The 21,623-nt window shown below is 44.3% G+C and carries 33 protein-coding genes; 23 read left to right on the forward strand and 10 right to left on the reverse strand.

Annotated elements, in window-relative coordinates:
* Positions 1-94 precede the first annotated feature (94 nt).
* The 9 genes from ACMFL8_RS10375 to ACMFL8_RS10415 all read right to left on the reverse strand — a co-directional run bounded on the left by ACMFL8_RS10375 (position 95) and on the right by ACMFL8_RS10415 (position 5,500).
* A complete protein-coding gene (locus tag ACMFL8_RS10375; RefSeq protein WP_413190909.1) occupies positions 95-1,234 on the reverse strand; it encodes a tyrosine-type recombinase/integrase in 1,140 nt (379 codons plus the stop codon).
* 187 nt (positions 1,235-1,421) lie between these two features.
* Positions 1,422-2,060 (reverse strand): AlpA family phage regulatory protein, encoded by a 639-nt coding sequence (locus ACMFL8_RS10380; RefSeq protein WP_413190910.1) that lies wholly within the window; start codon positions 2,058-2,060, stop codon positions 1,422-1,424.
* Positions 2,060-2,260 (reverse strand): TraR/DksA C4-type zinc finger protein, encoded by a 201-nt coding sequence (locus tag ACMFL8_RS10385; RefSeq protein ID WP_413190911.1) that lies wholly within the window; start codon positions 2,258-2,260, stop codon positions 2,060-2,062. The genes ACMFL8_RS10380 and ACMFL8_RS10385 overlap by 1 nt, the downstream gene beginning before the upstream one ends.
* A gap of 205 nt (positions 2,261-2,465) precedes the next feature.
* Positions 2,466-2,678 (reverse strand): hypothetical protein, encoded by a 213-nt coding sequence (locus ACMFL8_RS10390; RefSeq protein ID WP_413190912.1) that lies wholly within the window; start codon positions 2,676-2,678, stop codon positions 2,466-2,468.
* On the reverse strand, positions 2,675-3,196 hold the full coding sequence (locus tag ACMFL8_RS10395; protein ID WP_413190913.1) for a hypothetical protein: 522 nt from the start codon (positions 3,194-3,196) through the stop codon (positions 2,675-2,677). Before ACMFL8_RS10395 ends, ACMFL8_RS10390 begins: the two co-directional genes overlap by 4 nt.
* The gene (locus ACMFL8_RS10400) at positions 3,196-3,549 is read right to left on the reverse strand and encodes a hypothetical protein (RefSeq protein ID WP_413190914.1); all 354 of its coding nucleotides are present in this window, start codon (positions 3,547-3,549) and stop codon (positions 3,196-3,198) included. Before ACMFL8_RS10400 ends, ACMFL8_RS10395 begins: the two co-directional genes overlap by 1 nt.
* The gene (locus tag ACMFL8_RS10405) at positions 3,542-4,438 is read right to left on the reverse strand and encodes a hypothetical protein (protein WP_413190915.1); all 897 of its coding nucleotides are present in this window, start codon (positions 4,436-4,438) and stop codon (positions 3,542-3,544) included. Before ACMFL8_RS10405 ends, ACMFL8_RS10400 begins: the two co-directional genes overlap by 8 nt.
* Positions 4,435-4,671 carry a hypothetical protein gene (locus ACMFL8_RS10410; RefSeq protein WP_413190916.1) on the reverse strand — a complete coding sequence of 79 codons (237 nt, stop codon included), beginning with the start codon at positions 4,669-4,671 and terminating at the stop codon, positions 4,435-4,437. The genes ACMFL8_RS10405 and ACMFL8_RS10410 overlap by 4 nt, the downstream gene beginning before the upstream one ends.
* Positions 4,672-4,771: 100 nt before the next feature.
* The gene (locus ACMFL8_RS10415; protein ID WP_413190917.1) at positions 4,772-5,500 is read right to left on the reverse strand and encodes an XRE family transcriptional regulator; all 729 of its coding nucleotides are present in this window, start codon (positions 5,498-5,500) and stop codon (positions 4,772-4,774) included.
* 127 nt (positions 5,501-5,627) lie between these two features.
* Between ACMFL8_RS10415 and ACMFL8_RS10420 the strand changes: the two genes are divergently transcribed.
* From ACMFL8_RS10420 to ACMFL8_RS10490, 15 genes are all read left to right on the forward strand, one after another.
* Positions 5,628-5,897, forward strand: coding sequence for a transcriptional regulator (locus tag ACMFL8_RS10420; RefSeq protein ID WP_413190918.1), 270 nt, complete (start codon positions 5,628-5,630; stop codon positions 5,895-5,897).
* 41 nt (positions 5,898-5,938) lie between these two features.
* Complete coding sequence (locus ACMFL8_RS10425) at positions 5,939-6,442, forward strand: phage regulatory CII family protein (RefSeq protein WP_413190919.1); 504 nt, start codon at positions 5,939-5,941, stop codon at positions 6,440-6,442.
* Complete coding sequence (locus tag ACMFL8_RS10430) at positions 6,426-6,620, forward strand: hypothetical protein (RefSeq protein ID WP_413190920.1); 195 nt, start codon at positions 6,426-6,428, stop codon at positions 6,618-6,620. The genes ACMFL8_RS10425 and ACMFL8_RS10430 overlap by 17 nt, the downstream gene beginning before the upstream one ends.
* Positions 6,610-7,626 (forward strand): primase-helicase zinc-binding domain-containing protein, encoded by a 1,017-nt coding sequence (locus ACMFL8_RS10435; RefSeq protein WP_413190921.1) that lies wholly within the window; start codon positions 6,610-6,612, stop codon positions 7,624-7,626. Before ACMFL8_RS10430 ends, ACMFL8_RS10435 begins: the two co-directional genes overlap by 11 nt.
* Positions 7,626-9,329 carry a DUF5906 domain-containing protein gene (locus ACMFL8_RS10440; protein WP_413190922.1) on the forward strand — a complete coding sequence of 568 codons (1,704 nt, stop codon included), beginning with the start codon at positions 7,626-7,628 and terminating at the stop codon, positions 9,327-9,329. The genes ACMFL8_RS10435 and ACMFL8_RS10440 overlap by 1 nt, the downstream gene beginning before the upstream one ends.
* A 352-nt stretch (positions 9,330-9,681) precedes the next feature.
* Complete coding sequence (locus ACMFL8_RS10445) at positions 9,682-10,083, forward strand: hypothetical protein (RefSeq protein ID WP_413190923.1); 402 nt, start codon at positions 9,682-9,684, stop codon at positions 10,081-10,083.
* Between the two features lie 128 nt (positions 10,084-10,211).
* Positions 10,212-10,652 (forward strand): HNH endonuclease, encoded by a 441-nt coding sequence (locus ACMFL8_RS10450; protein WP_413190924.1) that lies wholly within the window; start codon positions 10,212-10,214, stop codon positions 10,650-10,652.
* Between the two features lie 111 nt (positions 10,653-10,763).
* Entirely contained in the window at positions 10,764-11,240 is a 477-nt protein-coding gene (locus ACMFL8_RS10455; RefSeq protein WP_413190925.1) for a phage terminase small subunit P27 family, read from the forward strand.
* A 5-nt stretch (positions 11,241-11,245) separates the two neighbouring features.
* Entirely contained in the window at positions 11,246-12,991 is a 1,746-nt protein-coding gene (locus ACMFL8_RS10460) for a terminase large subunit (protein WP_413190926.1), read from the forward strand.
* A 1-nt stretch (position 12,992) separates the two neighbouring features.
* Positions 12,993-14,228: a phage portal protein gene (locus tag ACMFL8_RS10465; RefSeq protein WP_413190927.1), complete on the forward strand. Its 1,236-nt coding sequence runs from the start codon at positions 12,993-12,995 to the stop codon at positions 14,226-14,228.
* Complete coding sequence (locus ACMFL8_RS10470) at positions 14,221-14,967, forward strand: HK97 family phage prohead protease (RefSeq protein ID WP_413190928.1); 747 nt, start codon at positions 14,221-14,223, stop codon at positions 14,965-14,967. The genes ACMFL8_RS10465 and ACMFL8_RS10470 overlap by 8 nt, the downstream gene beginning before the upstream one ends.
* Positions 14,968-15,045: 78 nt before the next feature.
* Entirely contained in the window at positions 15,046-16,293 is a 1,248-nt protein-coding gene (locus ACMFL8_RS10475) for a phage major capsid protein (RefSeq protein ID WP_413190929.1), read from the forward strand.
* Positions 16,294-16,387: 94 nt separating this feature from the next.
* The gene (locus ACMFL8_RS10480; protein WP_413190930.1) at positions 16,388-16,696 is read left to right on the forward strand and encodes a head-tail connector protein; all 309 of its coding nucleotides are present in this window, start codon (positions 16,388-16,390) and stop codon (positions 16,694-16,696) included.
* Between the two features lies 1 nt (position 16,697).
* The gene (locus ACMFL8_RS10485) at positions 16,698-17,036 is read left to right on the forward strand and encodes a head-tail adaptor protein (RefSeq protein ID WP_413190931.1); all 339 of its coding nucleotides are present in this window, start codon (positions 16,698-16,700) and stop codon (positions 17,034-17,036) included.
* An 88-nt stretch (positions 17,037-17,124) separates the two neighbouring features.
* Positions 17,125-17,589, forward strand: a complete 465-nt coding sequence (locus tag ACMFL8_RS10490) for an Ltp family lipoprotein (protein WP_413190932.1) — start codon at positions 17,125-17,127, stop codon at positions 17,587-17,589.
* Positions 17,590-17,660: 71 nt separating this feature from the next.
* Here ACMFL8_RS10490 and ACMFL8_RS10495 read toward each other — a convergent pair whose 3' ends face one another.
* On the reverse strand, positions 17,661-17,978 hold the full coding sequence (locus tag ACMFL8_RS10495) for an Arc family DNA-binding protein (RefSeq protein WP_413190933.1): 318 nt from the start codon (positions 17,976-17,978) through the stop codon (positions 17,661-17,663).
* A gap of 101 nt (positions 17,979-18,079) precedes the next feature.
* On the opposite strand from ACMFL8_RS10495, the gene ACMFL8_RS10500 reads away from it, so the two are divergent.
* The 8 genes from ACMFL8_RS10500 (at position 18,080) to ACMFL8_RS10535 (ending at position 21,618) form a co-directional block, all read left to right on the forward strand.
* Positions 18,080-18,301 (forward strand): hypothetical protein, encoded by a 222-nt coding sequence (locus ACMFL8_RS10500; RefSeq protein WP_413190934.1) that lies wholly within the window; start codon positions 18,080-18,082, stop codon positions 18,299-18,301.
* 2 nt (positions 18,302-18,303) lie between these two features.
* Complete coding sequence (locus ACMFL8_RS10505) at positions 18,304-19,263, forward strand: phage antirepressor N-terminal domain-containing protein (RefSeq protein ID WP_413190935.1); 960 nt, start codon at positions 18,304-18,306, stop codon at positions 19,261-19,263.
* Entirely contained in the window at positions 19,250-19,507 is a 258-nt protein-coding gene (locus tag ACMFL8_RS10510) for a hypothetical protein (RefSeq protein WP_413190936.1), read from the forward strand. Before ACMFL8_RS10505 ends, ACMFL8_RS10510 begins: the two co-directional genes overlap by 14 nt.
* 67 nt (positions 19,508-19,574) lie before the next feature.
* Complete coding sequence (locus ACMFL8_RS10515) at positions 19,575-19,961, forward strand: HK97-gp10 family putative phage morphogenesis protein (protein ID WP_413190937.1); 387 nt, start codon at positions 19,575-19,577, stop codon at positions 19,959-19,961.
* 14 nt (positions 19,962-19,975) lie between these two features.
* Positions 19,976-20,326, forward strand: coding sequence for a hypothetical protein (locus ACMFL8_RS10520; RefSeq protein ID WP_413190938.1), 351 nt, complete (start codon positions 19,976-19,978; stop codon positions 20,324-20,326).
* Positions 20,327-20,363: 37 nt separating this feature from the next.
* On the forward strand, positions 20,364-20,798 hold the full coding sequence (locus ACMFL8_RS10525; protein WP_413190939.1) for a hypothetical protein: 435 nt from the start codon (positions 20,364-20,366) through the stop codon (positions 20,796-20,798).
* 98 nt (positions 20,799-20,896) lie between these two features.
* Positions 20,897-21,253, forward strand: coding sequence for a hypothetical protein (locus ACMFL8_RS10530; RefSeq protein ID WP_413190940.1), 357 nt, complete (start codon positions 20,897-20,899; stop codon positions 21,251-21,253).
* Positions 21,254-21,294: 41 nt separating this feature from the next.
* On the forward strand, positions 21,295-21,618 hold the full coding sequence (locus ACMFL8_RS10535; protein WP_413190941.1) for a hypothetical protein: 324 nt from the start codon (positions 21,295-21,297) through the stop codon (positions 21,616-21,618).
* Positions 21,619-21,623 lie beyond the last annotated feature (5 nt).

A 21,623-nucleotide genomic window follows, 5' to 3' on the forward strand; every position in this document is an offset into this window, starting at 1 on the left:
TATTGTCTAAAATTTGATAAGTAAATAAGATAATCGTCTTTGTCGCAGTTTTGGCGCACTTTCTGCAATTCAACTACCGAGTAATCCTCGGTATTTAATCACCATAATCAAGCTTCATCATCTCAGCTTGCATACGCTCAGTATTAATCCACTTGGCATAAATTTTGGTGAACGTAATAATATCGTGGCCCATCTGATAAGCACCAGCAGAAACATCGATCATACTATTCAACATCGTCGTCGCATAAGTATGACGGCAATTATAAGCCGGTCGCACTCTTATACCAATTACTGGCAGTACTTCCTGAAACTTTTCAGACAATTTATCTGGTCGCGTCCACGGCTCATCGGTGTGTAAGCTGATAAATAGGCGTGACTGGTGACCAGTGAGTGCCTTGAGTCTATCGAGTACAGCCAAGATTTTATCATTCAGATAGATATTACGGATCTCATTGGTCTTAGTTGACAGCTGAACTTTACCACTGCTCAACGTCTTGCTTATTTTTGCTAGTCGATTGGTTATATCTATGTCGGCCCAGTCTATGGCCAATGATTCACCAGGGCGGCAACCTGTCCAGAATTGCCAGACAAAATATAAATACCAAATCTCTTTATCACCTGCCCAATGGCTTTGCATATAGTCAAGTATGGCCAAACGCTCATCAGGTAAAAAAGGATCGGGCTCATCCTTTTGAGTCTTCTTATTACGTATACGTTTAGTGGGCAACTCTTCAATAATTTCATCAATAAATGCTAAATCAAACACTCCGCGCAGTGGCGTGAGTGCGTCATTAGCAGTTTTAGCGCTGCTAAAGTCATTCTGTGCGAGTGCAGCGCGTACCATTGCTGGGGTTATATCTGCAATTGCCATAGATGCAAAAAAAGGCATCCACTTATTTTTGAGGATGCCTTTATATTTACGTCTAGTGCCTGTATTGCCGCTATCTAAGCTATCAAGATAAAGCTGTGCATAGTCTGCAAAAAGCGGTCTATCATCAGCTGCCGTCTCATCGATAATATTACAAGCCAATTCAACATCTGTTACCGTCAGATTTTCCCACTTTCTACGAGCCATCAAACTAGCTCGTAGCTTTCCCGCTTGGGCAATATTTTTTGGCGTCGCCGTGTACGGGAGGACGAAGTACTTGCGCCCTTCTCCCTTGACCGAGATATTAATTTCGACGCTTCCGTTTCGTACTCTAACGCCTTTTGGATACCCTGTTGGTCCAGCCATTCATTCCACCCGTTTAGACTAAAGTAAATCTTATTATTAACCCTTTTCCACACCTTGCCTTCTGGCCATTTATCTTTTGCCATATATAAGCGTTCGTGTGGTAGACCGATAAGTTTACCAAATTGGGGAAGCGTTACCCAGTCTAAAGGAACATTTGATTTGATAATTTCAATGACATCCATTTTAATTATTCTCCTTTTATTACTTTAATTGCTTCTATACAATCCTTTAAAGACAAGGGTGTATGCGCAGCATAAGGTGTTTTAGACTGACTAAACTTACCGTTAAGGCAAGGCTGATACTTCCAAATATACAAGCTTTCATATGCATCCAGCTCATCTGCTTCGCAACGGATTACCGACACAGCATCAAAACGCTTATCTCTTTCATGGGTGGAGATACGGCTTGCAACATCGATGCTTTGACCTATATAAACAATTTCTAACTTTCTTATTAAAAAATAAATACCAATAATTTTTTTGAAGCTAAAGCTGCTATCAATTATTTGTTTGGTGTCGGCAAGCATAAAGTCAGACTTCTGAACGAAAGTGCCTATATCCTCTATACCTTCAAACTCAATAACATTCTTAGATTCGGAAAAATGCTCTCTGGGTTTTATTTCAATCGGATCTATCCCATGGCTTTCAAACCACTCCCAAACTAATGCGTTATCCCATGCTGTTATGGTTTTAGATATGAGAGTAGGTTTAGGAAACCGCCCATCTTTAGACCATTTCCACAAGGTGCTTTTGGCAATTGGTAAGAATTTAACCAAATCACTCGCTCTTGTGAATCCGCTCCTAGGTAAAAAACTATCATCAACCATCACCGTCCCCTTTTCTCAAACACACTTTGGCAATCTACACAGAGCGTTACCCCACCCATTGATTGGCGTTTAGCGGAGATATCTTCGCCACATTCCATACATTCTGTCAGTGACGGTTTATCAAATTTTGGCGCTCGACTTAGGCAGTGAGCAAGTGTTAAATCAACATAGTCGTTTGCGCGATCAGCATCATCAGCCATAAATCACCCCATCTTCTCAACAGTCGCATTGATGGTCGTGTACGTTGACCCAGTGCGGTATTCGATTTTATTGCCACGGTCTACCAAGCGACATGCTCGGCCCACCAAGTGACGCCCTTCCCCACATGCGCTGACTATTTCCCAGCTTCGCATATTTACATCAAGCCATTTCAAGCCATAGTTGTTTGGCGAAAACGTGACTCGTTTAATCTGCTTTGACATTACTGCTCTCACTCTCTTCAATCTGTTTATCGATCCAATCGCGGATCTCTTTTAAGCGTTCTAACCCAAACTTTTTTATGATGTAATAATCATCGCGCTTTGGATCTCGTTGGTTCTGACGTTGCAGCTTGATAAATAATTCATTGTCTTTAACGAATAAATGCGCGCGACGGCTAAGAGATAATGTTTTACTCATTTCCGCAGCTCCTGCATTATCAAACTCTTAATCGTACCGGCTGCATATAGCTGACCATGCTTGCCGTAAACAGCAATGACATGATGATTCTTAGTGCCGTAGTGTCCTTTTTCTATTGACAGATACGCTTCGTGATGCGCTGCTTTTTTGTGCTTATCAGAGCGATTGCGTATCGCCCTGTTATAGCCATCTATTGATGAGCTAAGCAGCACGCTCAAGTCGGGCACGACCCCTTCCGTATCCCACAGCGGATAGGTCAATCGACGTTTAACGGCTGACGCAGCATTACGATGCTTATCAAACAAGATGACATCTAAATGCATATAGCGTCCCAGTAGATAATCATCATCAAAATTGATCACATCAATGCCGCGCTCAAGGGTGATGACGTCTGTAATGATGCCTTGCGCATTTAAGCAACGCTGTACACGCTCACAGGCGGTTGTCACACCGATATGCGGCGCACCGCATACGCTAATAAGCAATGTTTGCTTTGGTTTTTGATTGATTACAGGCATTACGCGACCTCGCTGTGTTGACTATTGGCAGCTACGATGTCAAGCAGCGGCTCAAGGTTGATGTTATGAGCATATGCCTTGCGTAAGTCAGCTTCTAAATGTACCAATGCTGCCCATTGCGGTGGATTGATGCGGCAACGACGCTGAGATACTTGCACGATGATTAGGCGCAATTGCTCAGCGACATCGAGCATAGTGTGCTGATCGCGTAATCGTGTCGGCTTGGCAATATGCGAGCACCACTGTTTATTCGCATCGCGCAAGGCGATACGGCTGACAGCGTTGCTGAGCTTGGCGTTTTGGATAAGTGATACGAGGATTGCGCTGGGCTTGATATTGGCGATATTACGCATAGCAAGCCTCCAACGCAGCCCGAAATGCTGGCAGCTGAGATTCGGTGATGGTACAAAATTCCAATGTCTTTAAATATTCGTTTGCTCGCTCTCCCGCCACGGTTTTAGCATGATTGCCTCGCGCGTATGGCACAAAGTACAAACCACCAAAATATCTTTTGTCTTGATTGTGGCCAGTAATGACAGCAAAATCCCCTTTAGGATTAGCGACAATATCCCACGGCATCAACTTATCACCGCCAATCGCATAATCATCTTCACTAAAGCGGTCCATGCTCTGCATGCGCTGTATAAGGCATTCAGATAGGTTTTTGATAAAGATAAGCTGCATATCAGCTTGGGTGATTTGCGGAACTGACTCAGATAGCCAGTCGCTTTGATCTATTGCGTCATCAATAGCTTGCACGCTTTCATCTAAGTCATTGCTTAGATAATCGACATCGTTGACGGTTTCACGGTCAATAGCACTGTTTTGCCAGTTGGTACTATCAAAAACGCCATCTATTTGACTGAAATCGCAACAATTGTCAATAAAATATCTTTTGCACGTACCCATAATTAGCTGTGATTTTTCATATCTATAATAAAAACCGCGACCATACATATCAACAGCTGCTGATTTTATATGATCGGGCTGCCCTTCAAATACCCACTGTCCCAGCTGCTTAAGCTCAGGCTGTGGCGCATCATTAGCAGCTGTATTTTGCATCGCAGCAAGCAGACCACCAGTGATGCTTCGCGGATGATTGCGCTCAGCTTGGCGATTGTATAGTTCGATAGCTGCACGCGTATGCGACATGTCATCTTTATGATCAGCAATTAACGCTTTCATCTCATCAGATGGCTGTATTTTGATGGTCAGCAGCTTTGTTTGTTTTGACTGGCTCACGCTGCACCTCCCATCACTAAAATAGCGATAAGGACAAATAATGCGAGCACGACGATACTAAGCACTTGACGATAGCCACGTACTTTGGTTTTTAGATGTTGTTTTGATTGAGTGAGTTGTTGCTCGGTGTTATGAAGCTGCTGGTTACGCTCGTTTAAAGCAGAGCTTAGACGCTCAAATTCTTTTTGAGCGCGTGGCGATTGCAGGATGTCTTGAGTGTTTGGATGTGACATGACGATATACCCGTTTTGTTGATTACGGGTATATAATTACAAATGTAAGTCGTAAGGTCAAGCAGTATTGTAATTATTTCTTAATTTAATAAGTGATTAATTACCATTTAGCTATAGTAGACCACCAGAAAACCCATCCAATGATGCGATACAGTTGTGAAAACTCATCCATACTATAGATTTCATCGTCATACATATCGTTTTCGCTGATCAACTTAACCTTACCGCCAGCTGCTCGTTGGATATATTTACACCGCAAGTCGCCACCAGACTCCAAAGCATAAATGCGATTGTCTTTTATTGGTTCGTTAGCCTTGCTGGTGTCAACGCCAATGGTCGCGCCATCTGTTATTAACCGCTCCATACTGTCACCAGCTACTTTCATAGTGATAGCGTCTTTTATATCAACCCCAGCCTTATGTAAGGTACGTTTGCTAAACCGCAACTTACGATTAGTATCTTCCACAATAGCTTTCCTTCCGCTTCCTGCTGACAATTCTACCTCCCTATAAAACGGCAAAGCTACTTCATCACCATTCAGTGGCGTTTCATCATCCCAAGGCTCAAACGTACCCACCTGTATTAAACCTGTGAGCTTGTCGTTAGCATCAGTGGCACTGCTAACGCCAGTAAGTAACCATGCGACATCGACACCGAGCGCTGTGGCAAGCTGAGGCGTATACTTGCTAGACTTACCATCGCGTCGCTCCAGATTGGCTATTACAGACTGATCTGCACCAATAGCATCCCCAAGTTGAGCTTGACTTAGCCCTCGCTTATCACGCATTGATTTAACGCGTTTCGCCAAGGTATTTAATTCCGTATCCATAAATAACCTCGCTCATTGTTTTTGTAATGATAATTACAACGGTAATATAAGTCTAATTACAAAACAGCTTGACCTATTCGATTACATTTGTAATAATAAATTCAAATATTAATCAGTAGGTATCTAAATGTGCCAATTAGAAAAATCCAATCCAATGCTAAACGCGCTCAATCGGGCAATCGAAGCGGTCGGCTCTCAGACAGATTTAGCTAAAAAAATAGGACTATCCAAAGCTTCCGGTATCAGTGTCATGGTGACTAGGGATAAAAAGGCGTCTGCTAAGTGGGTGGCAAAAATATCGCAAGCTACGGGTGTGCCATGCCATGAGTTACGTCCAGATATATTCCCCACCCCCGAACCAGCCAACGATCCAAGTAATCAACAATCGATAGCTTAACGCTAACGCCAAAATAAAAGAACGACAATAACGGGGGCAATATGTCGAAGCAAAAATACACAGCAGCAGAACGTGCCGAAAAGTGCGTACTAGATTTGGAAGCAGCAGTCTATCAAGCTGCAATGAAACCACGCGGCACGCTCGGCGGTATATGTGAGACATTTGGTCTGACTTACAACACAGCAGTGCTACAAGTCAATCCAAAGCGCACTTGTCACACATTGTCGCCATTACTTATTGAGCAAGTCTTAAGTGCAACTCAGTCATCTTTAATCATGGATGCTGTCTGTTGTGCTCACGGTAACGCTGGATGGTTTTTGCTGCCTGATGCGGATGATGAAAGCGAAATAATGACTGATATTGGTGAGTTAGCTCGTAAGTCAGCAGACGCATTGGCGACAATGCTACAAGCATATGCTGATCAAATTATTGAACCCGATGAGTTCAAAGCAATGGAAAAAGTTTCTGCTGCATTGATGAGGCAAGTCCAAATGATTATGGAACACGCTAAACGAAATATGGAGAGACATGATGGCAACGTTTAAGATTTCTGACCAAGCTTATCAAGGCATGATTATCGAAGTTGTTGAATATGGCGGTTGTTGGGCTTTCATGAATGATAATGAAACCATTTGCCAAAACGCAGATAACGTAGTTATCTCGATAATACAGCGTTTTGTAGATGACCAAATTGAACAAAAGGATGCTAATAATGACAGATAAACGCACTCCTTTAGATTTTGACGCCATACGAGCAGCAGCTGTCGGCAATTATGTCTCTACTATCTTTCCTGCCGCTGGCATTTCTTTTAGCAAACCAGCACATCAGCATCAAGCGTGCCCTATGTGTGGTGGCTCTAATAGATTTCGCTGCGATGACAAGCGCGGTGAAGGTACTTGGATATGCTCGCAGTGCGGCGCAGGTAATGGGTTCACACTGGTTAAGGAATTTACTGGGCTTGATGTCTATGAGACCAACAAGCTTATCGCAGGTGCTATCGGACTGGACGCAACGAGTGAAGTGACTGATGAGCAACGCGCTCAGTGGCAATCACAGCAAGTTGAGCGTGAAGCGGTTGAGAAAGCTGAAAAGCGTCAGGCTCGTATCGATGCCGCCAGTCGCGCCCAAAGCATGTGGGATAATGCTAAGCCTGCTGCTGACGACCATCCTTATTTACTACGCAAAGGTGTATCAGCTATCGGCTTGAGCCAAGATGCAAACGACAATCTGATTATACCGATGCATTACTATAATACTGATACCAAACAAACCACATTGGTCAACGTGCAGACGATTGCAGCGGATAGCGAAAAGCTGTTTTTGAAAGGCGGATTGGTCAGCGGCGCATATTTTACGATTGGCAGTTCAGTCATGTTTAGTGGTGGCGTGATATTGATATGTGAAGGTTACGCCACTGGCGCTACCATATTTGACGCAATGAGCTATAGCTTGCCTGTGATTGTCGCCTTTAACGCAAACAATCTTATTCCAGTCGCTCAGTCAATACGAGCTCAATACCCTGATCATCGCATTATTATCTGCGCGGATGACGACAGTGCAACTGCTATCAAGATGCGGGATAAAGACATTGCTGATGGCAAGGAGCCAAAATTACTCGTTGAATATAACGCAGGCATTCATAAGGCTCAGCAAGCCGCTATCAATGTCGCTGGTGAAGTAGTCACACCAAGCTTCGACACACTAGACATAGATAAGGATGCGGCGTAATGCAAGGCAAACAACATACAGATTTTAATGACCTCGCAGCAGCTGCGGGACTCAATGAAGTAGCACGCCAAATCAAGCATGCGCTAGCAAATCAGTCAATCGTGACCCAAGCTGCTAATGACGATCACAGCGCAGCTACATCGCCAACCGTACAGCACAATGGCAATATACCTGCTGATGTTGAGCGAGACATGCGCTTGGCTAATATGCTTAAGCGTTATGCTCAAATAATGGATATCGGCAAAGGCACCAATAAAGTATATGATCTCGAGCAAAAGATTGAGTATACAAAGACTCAATTTGTAAGCGAAGCTGGCAACAAAAAACTAGCAGACTTATGGTGGCTTGCAAAGCATAGCAAGATTAGCAAAGCAGAAGTCTCAAAAGACCGCGATGAGCTAATGGTAGTCGAAGCACAGTCGATGTTTGACCGTTACTTTCTCATTTATGGCACCAAAGAAGTTTGGGATGACGTTGAGCGTATTCGTTTGCCCGTCGATACCATCAAGCTTGCACGTCCTAATGAGTATGATATTTGGCTTAAGTCTGAGGCCCGCATCACGGTTAAGGCTGACAACATCTGGTTTGACCCGACTCGTACCAAAGTACCCAAGCACGACAAAGACATCGCTATCAATACATTTGATGGTCTCCCAATGAAACCTGTCGACAATATGACCGCTGACGATGCGCAAAAGCTATGCACGCCTATCATAGAGCTGCTATTGCATTTATGCGAAGGCGATCAGTCTATTTACGACTGGGTTGTTAGATGGCTTGCAATCCCATTACAGCGCCCAGGCACAAAGCTCGACACAGCTCTTATCTTTCATGGTGAGATACAAGGCGCTGGTAAATCGTTATTCTTTGACCGCATCATGACGCGCATATATGGCGACTACGGTGTGATATTGGGACAAGGTCAGCTTGAGTCACAGTACAATGATTGGGTATCAAACAAACTTTACGCACTGTTTGAAGAGATATTCAGTGGCTCTGATAGATACTCTCAAATGGGCATGGTTAAACAGCTCATCACTGGCAACACTATCTACATCAATCAAAAGTTTATGAGCGGTTGGAAGCAAGACAACTATGTCAATGCGATATTTTTATCAAACAACATGATGCCGCTATCATTAGAGCAGAATGACCGCCGCCATGTCGTCTGTTATCCAAAGAAAAAGATTCCCGAACCCTTATTAAAAGATGTCGCGAAAGCCTTAGATAACACAAATGATGACATGCTACGCGCGTTCTATACTTATCTTATGAAACTGGATCTTAATAGCCAAACGGCTCACTCTCCCGCAATCATGACCAGCAGCAAGCGCCAACTGATCAGACTCAGCCAACCAAACTGGGAGGTATTCTATGATGACTGGGTGAAAGGTGAGGCTGGCATCCCTTATTGCAGCTCTCTGACCGACGATCTATATGACTACTATCAGCATTGGTGTCGTAAGGGCGGCGAACGTGGTACCACCAAAACCAAATTAATGACATATATTGGTAGACGTGAGCACAAAGAGCGACTAAGATACCAAATGCAAGGCAGCGCGCGGCCTGTTCAATCGACAATTATTGCTATCGACATGCCAACGAACTACCCAACGCCTGATGCTGCTAACCAGCAAGCGTGGCTCGGTCTGCAAATTCAGCGCATGAAGAACGCTATTGGTCACAAACTTGACCCAAAATAGCCAACCATGTGCATAGTGTGCACCCCATGTGCATAGTCTGAAAACAAACTATGCACATCGCTAGACCATACACCGTAAGACTTAGAGTAACCCTGTGCATAGTGTGCAGGGTTTTTTCGTATGTGCGCGCGGGAAATAATTATTTATCTAATACAACTAAATATAAAACCTAAATATTTTTATTCCCATGCGTAGATATAACTATGCACACTATGCACACTATGAACATCATTCTTATAAGCCAGTAGTAGTAAGGGTTTCCGATGTGCATAGTTTAAAATCATACTATGCACATTTGACCTAACTATGCACACCACTCTATATTGGCTATAAATAACGGGGGATATTTATCATGAGACAAGAATACTTAAGAGCAGCTGCTGAAGCTTATGCAAACCTTAGCGATATCCAGTCAGACTGCTATCACTATCTGAACGATGGCTTTGATACAGTTATCCAAGCGCGACTATCAGCAGCCTACTCAGCTAAGCTTTCGACAGCAGTAGCACGCAAGCATATTGATAAGATAGTTTGCACCGCATTGGTAGAATGCCAGTACCCGATTAACGAAGTAACCGGCTATGCTTGGAGTGGTAACGAGCGAGCAGCATTTGCCAATATCCCCAAAGCCACATGGTCACGCAACCAGATGTCAGATCATATTGAATTTATACTAAATGATATGAACCTGAACGCAGCAGCTGCAAGGGCTAAGATACAATTACAAGTGCTTGGCTATTCAGAGGCTACTTGATTAATGGAACAGTTTCACTTAGTATTTCTCTTAATCGAAGTTCCTGCCTAATCACATGGCAGACTTAAACAAACATCACCAGTTAAGCTCGTTGCCCCCGCAGCGGGCTTTCTTTTTGGACAATCCTTATGCCATCGATGCCCACCACGCTTTGCAGCCACTCAGGTTGCAATGCGAATGCTGGCGCTAATGGTGTTTGTAGGATGCATAAGCCAAAACCAAAACGACAAGCATCGACCCAAATCAAGCAAGCAGAACCTGCCAAGCTTAAGCGTATTGACCACAGACTATCAGCCTCCCAACGTGGCTACGATGTTCGATGGCGCTCAGCTCGTTTACTATTTCTAAATGATAATCCGCTGTGCAAACATTGCGCGATGCAAGACATCACCAAAGGCGCTGATGTAGTCGATCACATCCTACCGCATCGCGGCAATCAAGAACTGTTTTGGGATCAGACAAACTGGCAACCCCTTTGCTACTCATGTCACTCAATCAAAACAACGACGATCGATAATAAATTATCTGATTATCAGGTTGCCCAGCTCAAGGCAGGGAGGGTGGGGTAAAAAGTAAACACGATACCCCACAGAGACCACCGCGCCAAGGAGAATCTTTGCATGGTCAAAACTCTTTAGGGGGTATACCCCCTCAAACAATAACTATTCTCAGGTGACACTATGTCTCGTCCACGTAAACCGACGCAGCTCAAAGTGTTGCAAGGTAGCCGTGTCCGTAGTGACCGTGAGGCTGCCAGCAATGCTGCACAACCAACAATAGCTATACCACCCTGCCCCGAATGGTTAGACGCAAAATCACGCAAGCAGTGGGACAAGATAGCCCCGCAATTGGTAGCCCTTGGCCTACTGTCAGTTATTGATGGTGACTTATTTGGCGCGTACGCAGAGACCTCCGCTCGCTATGGCGATGTATGCAGCAAGCTTGAGAATGTTGACACTTGGATTGGCAAAACGCCAAACGGATTTGAAGTCCAAACGGCACTGGTCAGCATCCGCAACACATTACAGAAACAGCTCATATCATTAGGCCGTGAGTTCGGCCTATCACCCGCTGCCCGCTCTAGTATCAAAGTCGATGTCTCACAGCCAGGTCTATTTGGTGACAACGAATTTGGAGAGTTTAACAAACAAGGTTAACCACTATGTCTGACGCTATTGCCTACGCTAATATCGCAGCGCAATATGCAACGGATGTAGTCGATGGCACCATCGATGCCTGTATCTATGTGCGTCAAGCGTGCCAACGTCACCTCACCGATCTCGAACGCGCAAAGAATGAATCTGCATTTGAGTTTGAATTTGACAGTGAACTGGCTGCAAAAGCTTGCCGATTCATAGAGCTGCTGCCACACGTCAAAGGTGAGCTGGCAAACAAACGCGAATTGATACTGCTTGAGCCTTGGCAAATATTCATCGTGACCAACTTGTTTGGCTGGGTAGACTTCGATGGCAAGCGCCGATATCGCTATGCTTATGTCGAAATACCTCGTAAAAATGCCAAGTCAACATTGGCTGCTGGTATCGGCTTATACCTATGTTTCGCTGACGGGGAGATGGGTGCGGAAGTTTACTCGGCTGCAACCACTCGCGACCAGGCACGTGTCGTCTTTGAGGTCGCTCAAGGCATGGTGCGAAAACGCCCAGATATGCAAAAAGCAATGGGTATAAGCGTCGCTGCACATGCAGTCAGCTCTATTACCACTGAATCTACGTTTAAAGCACTAAGCCGCGACTATGGCGGCAACTTGGACGGGCTCAATGTCCATGGCGCGATCATCGATGAGCTTCACGCTCATAAATCAAACGATACTTACGAGGTCATGGCGACCGGCATGGGGGCGCGTGAGCAGCCACTGTTATTTGCCATTACCACAGCAGGCTTTATCTTAGACGGTGTCTGCTATGAGCAACGCACGTTGGTTACCAAAGTACTGTCTGGCTTAGAGTCCCATGACCGCTACTTTGGCATTATTTATACCATCGATGATGCTGACGATTGGCGCGACCCAGCAAGCTGGCGCAAAGCCAATCCTAACTATGGCGTATCAGTACACAAAGAAGCTCTACAATCCGAATATCAACGGGCTGCCATCAGCCCTGACTCGCAAGCTGATTTTTTAACCAAGCATTTATGTGTTTGGGTAGCAGCTCGCAGCGGTTGGCTCAACATGCAAGACTGGGACGACGCTGCTGATAAGCTATTAGTCTCCGGTCTTTTTGATAAACACCCATGCTTTGGTGGGCTTGATTTGGCATCAAAAGTGGATCTGGCATCGCGCGTAAAATTGTTTGTCAGAAAAATAGACGATATATCTCACTATTACTTATTTGCAAACTTCTACATCAACCGTGCCCAATTGGACAACGCCAACAACCCAAATCAGAAACGTTTTATCGAATGGGAGCGACAAGGCTGGCTCACAGTCACTGACGGCAACATCACCGACTTTGAAAAGATTGAACGCGATATCATTCACGACTCATCAAAATACGACATGCAGGAAACGGGTTATGATCCTTTTAACGCAACATATTTGGCCATGCGTTTAAATGAGCAAGGTCTCAATATGGTCGAAGTGCCGCAGCGCGTTGCTTATCTAAGCGAGCCAATGAAACATTTACAAGCTCTCTTGACTTCAAAGCGGGTACATCACGATGGCAATCCAATCTTGCGCTGGTGTATGGGCAACGTCACTGTCAAAAAAGACGCAAACGATAACATATTCCCTCGCAAGGAATCAGACGCCAGTAAAATTGACGGCGCGGTCGCTGCTATCATTGCGACCAACCGCGCACAATACTACGATGAAACTGGCGACCTACCTAGCCAAGATTTTGAGACACAGCTTGGCGACTACTTAACCGATTTTGTAAGCTTCAGGGGATAACATGGCAATCATACAAACCGTCGCTGCATGGTTTGGTTACGCGCCGCGTGACCCCGTGGACGGCAATCAAAACGCTACTCGTACTGTCACTAAAACAGCCAAACCAGTCACCTTTGATACAGCAATGACCGTCACGGCGGTCTTCGCATCAATCAGATTGCTTGCTGAAACCATCGCTAGTATGCCTATTGATTTATATACAAAAGACAAAGATGGGTATTTAGACACCAAAGCAGATCATGACGTCATGAAACTGCTGAGATATAAACCCAATAAACGTCAAAACCGCATTGAGTTTATGGAACAACTGATGCTCAACTTGGTCAGTGACGGCAATGCATACGTCAGAATCACACGAATAGGTGACAAAAACTCTCGTATTCTTAGCTTAGATGTTATCAACTCTTCTAACATGACAGTCATTCTAAAAAATGATGAGCTTACATATCGGCATCAAGTCACCTCTGCATTCAGTCGAGACTTTAAAGAATCTGATATCTGGCATGTAAAGCTATTCGGTAATGGCATAAAAGGACTCTCACCGCTGCAACATGCCGCCAAAGCGGTCGCTGTGGCAGATGCATCAGACGATAAAATCACATCACTCATGCGCAATGGTGCTAAGCCAACGGGCGCATTAATGACAAAGGGCTCACCAACTGCCGAACAGCGCCAAGCACTTCGCGATGAAATGGGCGAATTAACCAGTGGCGATGAAACCTTTATGCCAGTGTTACCACTTGACATGAAGTTTGAAGCCATTAGTTTGACGCCTAGTGACATTGAATTATTAGCCACACGCAGATTTAGCTTGGAAGAGATTGCCCGTATGTTCGGTGTACCTAGTATTTTGATTAACGACAGCACGCAGTCTAGCAACTGGGGCAGCGGTATCTCAGCAATCATTGAAGCGTTTCATAAATTCAATTTGCGGCCCTACCTTGAGCGCCTTGAATTATCAATGCTAACGACACTGATTCCCCGCAAAGACTGGGACAAGTACCAGTTTGAAATTGACGCTGATGCTATTTTGCGATCAAGTCGTAAAGAGCGTGTTGAGATGTATAACACCGAGATCACATCCGGTCAGCGAACGCCCAACGAGGTACGACGCGCTGAAGGCTGGAAACCACAAGAAGGGGGCGACGAACTCTATATGCAGCTAGGCTTTGCGCCTCTTAATGTTGTCGCTAAACAATCTTCATTAGACCAAACTAAGGATATCAGCAATGAATAAACACTCACTGCAAACGCTGCACTGTCGCGATGGCCGCAGTGAGCTACTGCAATCTGTCAGTACACGCCGTATTCCAGTCATCGATACCAAGATACGCTTTGCCGAACCTGACAAAGACGGCGCTGCTACTTATACATTTGAAGGCTATGCAGTCAAATGGGATAGCATCAACTTACATGGTGAAAAGTTTGCCCGTGGCGCCTTCGCCGATATGATTAGTGCGTTCAACAATAGCGAAAAAACCGTGCATATGTATTACAACCACGGTTGGCGCAACATGTTTGATACGAATGCAGCTATGCGTGTTGGTCGATGGGTAGAATTTGAAGAGGATGATATCGGCTTACGTGTCAAAGGCGAACTCACCCAAGGTTTACCACTGGCCACTGCTGTTGCTGCAATGATGCGTCACCTTACGGTTGATGGCTTATCCATTTGTTTTTATAACCCAACTGAAATGGATTATGAAGAGCAAGACGGTCATATCTTAATCAAACGCGCAGATTTATTTGAAATCAGTGTCGTTGATGAGCCTAGTGACCGCAGTGCTCGTATCAACCGCCAAGCAGAAACAATCAATAACTTAGCTGATGAGCGTGACGCTTGCGACATGCTTACCAAGTTAGGGCTTGACCAAGCCGACGCAAGGCACTTTATTACCAAACTCGACAGCATCATGGGCACCAGCGCTGATGATACTAGCAAAGACAATGACCCCTTTGCATTTTTAGACAAATAACCCATCTTTTTTAACACCAATCAAACCCTAAACAATGCTACCAATCGGTAGCTATTTTTTTGCCTAAAGGAAAATATTATGCGTGATTTTAAAACTGCTGCAATCGCTGGCGCTATGTCTGGCATGGGTGTTATGACCCGTGATGCTGGCGGCACGTCTAAAGATGAATATGAAAAGCTCGCAGGTCAGCTTAAAACCCGCTTGGCCACACTCGATGAGCTGATTGAAAAAAAGCAAAAACTACTTGCTGAAAACAAAGACGATACTGAAACGCGCGATGCTATCGCTGAACTCCAAAAATCGGCTGAAAGCGTCAATGACTTATCAGCCCGCTTTGAAGAGTTTGAACAAAAGATGGTACGCGGTGTCCAAGACGGTGAACTTGATGCCAATAGCATCGGCGGCTTACTCTCACGTAATGAAAGCTTGTCGCAAGAGATTAAGGCAATCAAGCAGTCACGCGGTAAAGTTCAAATAGATGGCGTCTCGACCCGTAACACAGTAATGCTTGGTAGTATCAATACTGCGGGCAATATTAACGATTCAAAGATGGTCGCGGCTACTGAAAACCCACTGACCATCGTCAATATGATCAACTGGATACCAACCACCGTACCGCTTATCCCTTATGTACGCGAAAGCGCTGTTGATTTTATGGCGGATATCGTTGCTGAGGGCGAACTAAAGCCTGAATCAACACTTGAATTTGGTCCTGATTCACTAGAAATCGATGTTATCGCTCACTGGATACGTGTCAGTAACCAAGTACTAGCAGACGCCCCTGCATTGGCAGCTTATATCGAAGGCCGTATGTCTTATGGATTACGACTAAAACTTGAATATCTGGTCATCAATGGCGACACAAAAAGCTTCAAAGGCTTGATGAAAGTTGGTAACAGCCTAACTATCGTCGCCAATGACAACGCTATCGATACCATCAGTACTGCTAAAGCAAAAGCCTATGCCAATTTTCTACCACCTGAGACTGTCATTCTAAACCCGCAAGATTGGGCTGATATCGAACAAGTCAAAGGCAGCGATGGTCATTACATCTTTGGTTCGCCAGGCGCTGCTGTACAGCCTATCCTTTGGGGTCTCAAAGTCATGCAGTCACCAGCCATGCCAGTTGGCAAATTCTGGTCAGGCAATATCACGATGGCAACTGAAGGCTATATTCGCCAAGATGCTACTGTTGAATTGTCTACTGAAGATGGCGATAACTTCCGCAAAAACTTGGTAACTATCCGCGCTGAGATGCGTGCTGCCTTTGGTGTTGTCATGCCTGATGCCGCTGTGACTGGCGACCTAGTTAACGTCGGTCCATAAGATTAGATAATTATTATTTGAAACGCTTCTCCTAGCTGCTGGTAGCACGTCTACCAGCGGTCTTTTTTATCCTAACTCAATATAGGCATCATCTATGATCACTGCATCTATCACGCTTGAACAAGCCAAATCGCACCTGCGTGTCACACATGAGATAGATGATACGTATATTGCGGGGCTTATCCCTACATCATTTCAATTAATCGCTGATGAGCTTGATCGCGAGCTAACAGAGGATATCTGCTTAACACCATCTGGTCAATTGTCAGAATCATTAAGACACGCCGCGCTGCTTGTGATTGGTGATTTGTACCAAAACCGTGAGGCGCAACAAACTGAGCAGCTACACATGAACCACGCGCTCGATAGACTGCTGAATAAATATCGCAAGATGGGAGTATGACATGGCAAAGATCAGTCGAGGTCGGCTTAGTACACCAATTGGTGTCGTGCGAAAAATCACAACGAGAACCAACACTGGCGCCGTTAAGTCTACTAATAGCGTTATGTCACAGACTTGGTGTGAGCTACTACCCATCAGCACTCGGGACTTTGTAGAAGGTCATGCCGCTGGTTCGTCAGTAGATGCAAAAATACTCGTCGATATGGCAACAGACATTAAAGCAAGCGATGAGATACAGGTGTTAGATGGTAGTGGCTTCGTTTATGAAGTACTAGGGGTAATGCCCGTGCCAAAAGACAATAAAAAAATCGTAGTGTGTCGTACAAAAACAAACAGTTGATTATTTCTAGTTTGTTTCTGTGATTGATGGATTAATGTTGTTACTCGTAATATACTGACATATGTTTTTAACTGTTACAGGCATATTTATGAAAAAGATAATTAAGTGGATAGTTATTATTGTTATTGGGCTCTTTATAATTGGGCTTATCTTTGGTGCAGATGACGCCGAAACCACAACTGCTCAGACCGCAGTATCGGCTGAAACTGAAAATGCGGTGGTCGCAGAAGATAATGGCATGACTAATCAGCAGAAAAACGCAGTTAGATCAGCTAAAAACTACATCGGTCTTCAGGGTTTTTCGCGAGATGGTTTGATTAATCAATTATCATCTGATGCAGGCGATGGTTACAATATTGATGACGCTACTATTGCAGTTGATAGTTTGGGTATCGACTACAATGAGCAAGCAGGTAGGTCGGCTGAGAATTACTTATCACTTACAGGGTTTTCATGCGATGGTTTGGTAACTCAACTATCGTCGTCAGCAGGTGACAAATACACCAAAGAGCAAGCAGAATATGGCGCTAAGTTAGCAGGTGCTTGTGATTAAAATCCGTTAGTATTTTATTCAAAAAACCCACCAATCGGTGGGTTTTTTATTATCCAGTATTTGCCAAATCGCTAATCTTTAGGCACTGCATTATTATAATTCTTTTTGATGAAATCCATGTCCAATAGCTTTTTAACAGAGTCAGTAACTACTTGCTCGGCTTTTTCATGCGTATAACCTTCTTCTCTTAGTGTCTGGTACATAGCACTGATAATAAGCACGTTACTGCTGCTTGGGGTGGCGCTTTCTTCTTGCTTAAAAGTTTGCTCAACTCTGGCAACAATATCAGAACCCATAGAGCGGTTATGATTGTCAGCAGAAACACGGATTTTCTCCTTTAAGTCCTCTGGGATTCGAACTCTAAAGTCAGGTGGTCTTTTGTTTGTCATAGTAAACCTAAAAAAGTTGTTGACATGCCTCCATTGAAGGCATAATATACAAACACCTCCAACGGAGGCATTAACTAAAACTTATTTTATGGAAGGACAATATGGCTAATCGACAATCGTTACCAAATTTTAAAATGCGTTTTTATAGTGTTGAGCTCTACGATTGGGTTAAAGAGCAGTCGCAAATCAACTGTCGAACAATGACAGCTGAAATTAATTATCATATTCAGCAAGCTATGCAAAACGCAGGCACAAAAAAAGCAGACACCACCCGCCAAGATGAACCGTCTGCTTCTACCACATCTAATTCGGAAAGGAACTAAACATGACTATTATAGCAAAAGCCTCTACAGTAGGCAATAATATTAAAACTATCGACTTTAACGGCCAAACACTTCTTACTATCGAGATAGATGGCATTCACTATACTGCGATTAAGCCAATTGCTGAAAATATTGGCTTGGCATGGAACGCTCAATTCGAAAGAATTCAACGCGATGATGTTTTAAATTCAACTGTTCGTGTCATACGAATAGTTGCTGAAGATGGTAAAAAAAGAGAAATGATGTGTTTACCCATCGACTATCTAAACGGTTGGTTATTTGGTATTGATACCAAGCGTGTCAAACCCGAAGTTAAGGCACCACTCATTCAGTACAAAATGCAGTGCTATAAAGTCCTGCATGACTACTGGCACACTGGCTCTGCTGTCCATCCAAGCGTGAATGAAGATCTGCCATCTAGCGTCAAAGACCGTAATGGCTTAATCAAAACCGTCCACATGACGATGAAGCGACTCGACCTTGGATTCTCTGAAGCCTTTAACTTGGTGTTGCATCGATTTAATGTCGCTCATGTTGGCGACTTGACCCAATCACAAGTCGGTGAAGCGACAGAATACCTGCATCGGTTGATGTTCGCTGGTAGTGTAGATAAATTTCGTCAGTCTGACTATGAGCAAGTTGCTCTATCAGAAACAGATGAAGCGGATGTCGTCATCGAGCACGGCACTCCTACTACCATGGTCAATCAAACAATGGCATCTGGTAAATTCGTTGGTACTATCGATCATAACGGACGTATGGCCATGCGCGAGCTTGACGCTGAAGAAGTGATTATCACTGTTGATATGCTGCCGCATCTCATAGATAACCGGAAAATTAATATAAATGTGCTATCAAGGATTGTACTTAGTGCTAGTCATCAGCTCTATACAGCGACCTATTCTCAACGTCCACAGCAAGCTGTAGCTATAGCACAAGGGGGATATCATGACTCAATATAATATCAACAGTGTCAATACCCTGCATATCCACAATGCCAAGCCGACTCACCCCTACTTTGAGGTGAAGCCGCACAGTCAGATAGATAGAGCAGATGCTATCACAGCTTATCTGGACGGTACTATCGGTGTCGTACAAGAGCTAATCTCAAATGAGGAAAACCGCGAGCTGCATAGCTTGCTGTACTTAATCAATCTTAATCTAGATACCGTGCGCGATATGCTCAATCAACCAGTCGCCAAATAATTTATAACCCAATCAAAAAAGCCCCGTCATCCGATGGGGTTTTTATTGCCCAACATTAGGAGGTCTCATGAGCGCGGAGTTCCGAATAGAAGGACTGGACGAGCTCGACAAACAGTTTGATAGATTGGCTGATACCTCAAAAAAAAAGGTGATGCGAAAAGCACTGAACGCTGGTATCGCACCCATCAAAAAAGAAGCCAAGAGACTCGCGCCTGTCAATAAAGGCGTGCTAAAAAAATCGATTCGGTCCAAGCAAATGCGCTTTACCGCCAAACCTGCCGTTGGGTTATTCATAGGCGGTAAAGGCTTCTACTGGTATTTTTTAGAAAACGGTACCAGTAGCATCGCACCCACCCCATTTATCAGACCTGCCGCGGACAGCAAACACGAAGAAGGCGTCGAAAGGTTTAAAGACGTGCTCAAAGCCGAAATTGACAAGGTCATGATTGGATAAAAAAGGCGTAATAAATGAAAGCGAGTGAGGTTATCTATAGCACCCTAGGCGCGTTATTTGACAATAAAGTCTATCCGTTGGTCAGACCAAAGGGAGAAACAGGCACACCGTATCTGGTCTATACCGTGCTCAATGCCAATGCGACCAACGTCATAGCAGGCTATACAGGTCGAGAACTGGCTTATATGCAGCTAGATGTCTATCACAATGACTATGACGACTGTGAAGACACAACCAATCAAATGATCAATATCCTGAAAGATAACGTAAAGCCGTTTTACTACGACAGTCGTAAATACCTCCACGATGAGAAGTCTGGGTTATACAGACAAAGCATCGAGTGTCATATTTGGCAAACCAATTAAGCAACCCTACCCTACCACCAATAAGAGAGTGATGATTATGGCTATATCCGCTGATGAATTAGTAAATGTGCAGTTTAAATGGAGTATCGCGACTGATGACGTGCCTACTTTTAATCAAGTAGCGTTTTTGAACACCATGGAGATGCCCAAGCTGACTAAGGTCGTCGTCGATGTCACACCTACCGATGCAACCTCTACTGTCAATGCAGTACCTAACTTTCGAGAAACGTCAGAAATCCCCTTTACTTTGTATTACGTGCCAAGCGATCCACAGCACATGGAATTAAAAGCGGCCTATAACAACTCTACGGTCATCAAAAATAAGATTGAATTTATTGATCCTGCGGCCGCTAGTGAGGGCTATGTGTTCGACGGCATGATTAAAGAGTTCACTCTCATGGCAGAACAAAAAGACATGCTCAAAGTAGAAGGCGTGCTGGTCATTAGTTCTGAGATCAGCCAGACCCCTTAGTCAGTCAGGTCAGTCCTAAATCAACCCAAACCAAAGGCGTAGCGCACTGCCTAGCACTGCGCCTTTTCTTTATTTATATATCATAAGCGAGCAATCAAATGACCAAACAAGCCTCTAAAAAAATCCTAAGCAAAGCGGATTTTATGCAATTAAAAACCAGCGTAAAGCCGCTGACTATCCCTGAGCTGGGCGACGTATATATCAAGGTAATGACTGCTGCTGAGCGTGAAGGATTAGAGCACCAGATGCAGAAAGAGGTAGAGACCAATGGTGTTCGAGCGACTATCTTTGTCTATTCAGTCTGTGATGCCGATGGCGTTCTAGAATTCAACGATGCCGATATCGAGCTGGTCAAAGGGTTCCCATCTGCCATTGTCTCGAAAGTCTATGATTTCTCAAGCGCGCTAAATGCACTACAACCTGAGGCTACAGAGGACGCTGCAAAAAACTCATAGCCCACCCGCTACGCATATTTAAGTTCAAGCTGGCTGCTCATTTGGGTAAAACAGTCGAGTGGATAGACGGCAACATGAGCGCCCGTGAGCTGACTGAGTGGCAGGCTTTTAACTTATATGTAGAGCCGTTCGGTGGGGAGTTATTAGATATACATTTTGCCTCTCTGCGACATCAAAACTATGCAGGTAAAGAAAAGAAATTCATAAAAGATTTTATGTTGTATGACCATCGCCTGTTGACGCCTGCGCAAAAAGAGCAAGAAACGCAACGCGACAATAGATTGCAAACCCAAACGCAAGTCGCGGCACTAAGAGATTTCCTCGCATCGAAAGTCAACGAACAAAAAACTGCAAGTAAATCATAGGAGAA

Source organism: Psychrobacter sp. AT9, from assembly GCF_047272965.1.
Taxonomy (GTDB): domain Bacteria; phylum Pseudomonadota; class Gammaproteobacteria; order Pseudomonadales; family Moraxellaceae; genus Psychrobacter; species Psychrobacter glaciei.

Excerpts from the sequence above, each read along its gene's own strand:
- ACMFL8_RS10375 (WP_413190909.1), bottom strand. The coding sequence starts at position 1,234 with ATGGCTGGACCAACAGGGTATCCAAAAGGCGTTAGAGTACGAAACGGA.
- ACMFL8_RS10380 (WP_413190910.1), bottom strand. The coding sequence starts at position 2,060 with ATGGTTGATGATAGTTTTTTACCTAGGAGCGGATTCACAAGAGCGAGT.
- ACMFL8_RS10385 (WP_413190911.1), bottom strand. The coding sequence starts at position 2,260 with ATGGCTGATGATGCTGATCGCGCAAACGACTATGTTGATTTAACACTT.
- ACMFL8_RS10390 (WP_413190912.1), bottom strand. The coding sequence starts at position 2,678 with ATGAGTAAAACATTATCTCTTAGCCGTCGCGCGCATTTATTCGTTAAA.
- ACMFL8_RS10395 (WP_413190913.1), bottom strand. The coding sequence starts at position 3,196 with ATGCCTGTAATCAATCAAAAACCAAAGCAAACATTGCTTATTAGCGTA.
- ACMFL8_RS10400 (WP_413190914.1), bottom strand. The coding sequence starts at position 3,549 with ATGCGTAATATCGCCAATATCAAGCCCAGCGCAATCCTCGTATCACTT.
- ACMFL8_RS10410 (WP_413190916.1), bottom strand. The coding sequence starts at position 4,671 with ATGTCACATCCAAACACTCAAGACATCCTGCAATCGCCACGCGCTCAA.
- ACMFL8_RS10415 (WP_413190917.1), bottom strand. The coding sequence starts at position 5,500 with ATGGATACGGAATTAAATACCTTGGCGAAACGCGTTAAATCAATGCGT.
- ACMFL8_RS10420 (WP_413190918.1), top strand. The coding sequence starts at position 5,628 with ATGTGCCAATTAGAAAAATCCAATCCAATGCTAAACGCGCTCAATCGG.
- ACMFL8_RS10425 (WP_413190919.1), top strand. The coding sequence starts at position 5,939 with ATGTCGAAGCAAAAATACACAGCAGCAGAACGTGCCGAAAAGTGCGTA.
- ACMFL8_RS10430 (WP_413190920.1), top strand. The coding sequence starts at position 6,426 with ATGATGGCAACGTTTAAGATTTCTGACCAAGCTTATCAAGGCATGATT.
- ACMFL8_RS10435 (WP_413190921.1), top strand. The coding sequence starts at position 6,610 with ATGACAGATAAACGCACTCCTTTAGATTTTGACGCCATACGAGCAGCA.
- ACMFL8_RS10440 (WP_413190922.1), top strand. The coding sequence starts at position 7,626 with ATGCAAGGCAAACAACATACAGATTTTAATGACCTCGCAGCAGCTGCG.
- ACMFL8_RS10445 (WP_413190923.1), top strand. The coding sequence starts at position 9,682 with ATGAGACAAGAATACTTAAGAGCAGCTGCTGAAGCTTATGCAAACCTT.
- ACMFL8_RS10450 (WP_413190924.1), top strand. The coding sequence starts at position 10,212 with ATGCCATCGATGCCCACCACGCTTTGCAGCCACTCAGGTTGCAATGCG.
- ACMFL8_RS10455 (WP_413190925.1), top strand. The coding sequence starts at position 10,764 with ATGTCTCGTCCACGTAAACCGACGCAGCTCAAAGTGTTGCAAGGTAGC.
- ACMFL8_RS10460 (WP_413190926.1), top strand. The coding sequence starts at position 11,246 with ATGTCTGACGCTATTGCCTACGCTAATATCGCAGCGCAATATGCAACG.
- ACMFL8_RS10465 (WP_413190927.1), top strand. The coding sequence starts at position 12,993 with ATGGCAATCATACAAACCGTCGCTGCATGGTTTGGTTACGCGCCGCGT.
- ACMFL8_RS10470 (WP_413190928.1), top strand. The coding sequence starts at position 14,221 with ATGAATAAACACTCACTGCAAACGCTGCACTGTCGCGATGGCCGCAGT.
- ACMFL8_RS10475 (WP_413190929.1), top strand. The coding sequence starts at position 15,046 with ATGCGTGATTTTAAAACTGCTGCAATCGCTGGCGCTATGTCTGGCATG.
- ACMFL8_RS10480 (WP_413190930.1), top strand. The coding sequence starts at position 16,388 with ATGATCACTGCATCTATCACGCTTGAACAAGCCAAATCGCACCTGCGT.
- ACMFL8_RS10485 (WP_413190931.1), top strand. The coding sequence starts at position 16,698 with ATGGCAAAGATCAGTCGAGGTCGGCTTAGTACACCAATTGGTGTCGTG.
- ACMFL8_RS10490 (WP_413190932.1), top strand. The coding sequence starts at position 17,125 with ATGAAAAAGATAATTAAGTGGATAGTTATTATTGTTATTGGGCTCTTT.
- ACMFL8_RS10495 (WP_413190933.1), bottom strand. The coding sequence starts at position 17,978 with ATGACAAACAAAAGACCACCTGACTTTAGAGTTCGAATCCCAGAGGAC.
- ACMFL8_RS10500 (WP_413190934.1), top strand. The coding sequence starts at position 18,080 with ATGGCTAATCGACAATCGTTACCAAATTTTAAAATGCGTTTTTATAGT.
- ACMFL8_RS10505 (WP_413190935.1), top strand. The coding sequence starts at position 18,304 with ATGACTATTATAGCAAAAGCCTCTACAGTAGGCAATAATATTAAAACT.
- ACMFL8_RS10510 (WP_413190936.1), top strand. The coding sequence starts at position 19,250 with ATGACTCAATATAATATCAACAGTGTCAATACCCTGCATATCCACAAT.
- ACMFL8_RS10515 (WP_413190937.1), top strand. The coding sequence starts at position 19,575 with ATGAGCGCGGAGTTCCGAATAGAAGGACTGGACGAGCTCGACAAACAG.
- ACMFL8_RS10520 (WP_413190938.1), top strand. The coding sequence starts at position 19,976 with ATGAAAGCGAGTGAGGTTATCTATAGCACCCTAGGCGCGTTATTTGAC.
- ACMFL8_RS10525 (WP_413190939.1), top strand. The coding sequence starts at position 20,364 with ATGGCTATATCCGCTGATGAATTAGTAAATGTGCAGTTTAAATGGAGT.
- ACMFL8_RS10530 (WP_413190940.1), top strand. The coding sequence starts at position 20,897 with ATGACCAAACAAGCCTCTAAAAAAATCCTAAGCAAAGCGGATTTTATG.